This window comes from Akkermansia sp. N21169, from assembly GCF_029854675.1.
In the GTDB taxonomy this organism is placed as follows: Bacteria; Verrucomicrobiota; Verrucomicrobiia; order Verrucomicrobiales; family Akkermansiaceae; genus Akkermansia.
The window spans coordinates 1-878 of sequence record NZ_JARWNC010000018.1; the positions used below are offsets into that span (position 1 = coordinate 1).

At 63.6% G+C, this 878-nt stretch carries 1 pseudogene; it reads left to right on the top strand.

The features are described 5' to 3' along the window. A pseudogene (locus QET40_RS00350) lies at positions 1 to 878 on the top strand (hypothetical protein); the annotation flags it as partial.

The window sequence follows — 878 nt, forward strand, 5'->3', positions numbered from 1 at the left end:
ACTGTCGGCGAAGGGTGAAGTGTCCTTTGCCAACGCCTTCCGCGCGGACGAAGACTCGGCCATCCGGCTGAAGACGGAAGATGCCTCCAGCGTGCTGACGGTCGGCGGAAGTCTCGCCCCGTATGCCCTGGACATCCAGGGAGACGGCCGGGTGCAAGTGACGGAGCTGGGCTCCGGAGACATCCTTGCCGGGGATCTTACGGTGGGAGCCGATGCCGTCCTTGCACTTCACAACGCCGCTTCGCAAACTTCCGTCACCCTCTCCGGAAAACTCTCCGGCGTGGCGGGTACCCTTGGAAAAACCTCCGGTACTCTCGTTCTGAACCTCCTCAACGAAGGGGATACCTTCGGCGGTACGTTGGAGGCCGACGCCCTTACCGTCAGCGCCGTCGGTTCGACGGCTACCGACAAATCCCTGGGACTTTCCGGCACGATGTCGGCCTCCGGTCTGATCCTTTCCGATGGAGCCGAACTCAAGCTGCTTTCCAACGGAGAACTTGCCGTTGATGGGACCATCTCCGTCAACTCCGACTCCGGTCTCACCCTCGCCGGCGGTACGCTGACGCTGGGCAACGCCGCCACCTCCTCTGCAACTGACGTTCTCGGCGGCACGGATGGCACGGTCATTTTGGGCAACGGAACTCTCACCGCGGCCACAGGCAGCTCGGGCTGGACAGCCTCCCATGCTATGACCCTTTCGGGCACGGGCGAAAACGGAACGCTCGTCAGCCTCGGCGACGGACAGACTGTGACCCTGGGCGGAGTCCTGAACGGCTCCGGCCTCTTGACCAAGCAAGGGGGAGGCACCCTCGTCCTCGGCAACGGCGGCAATACCGTCTCCGGCGAGATCGCGCTGGAAGAAGGCCAGCTCGAACTTG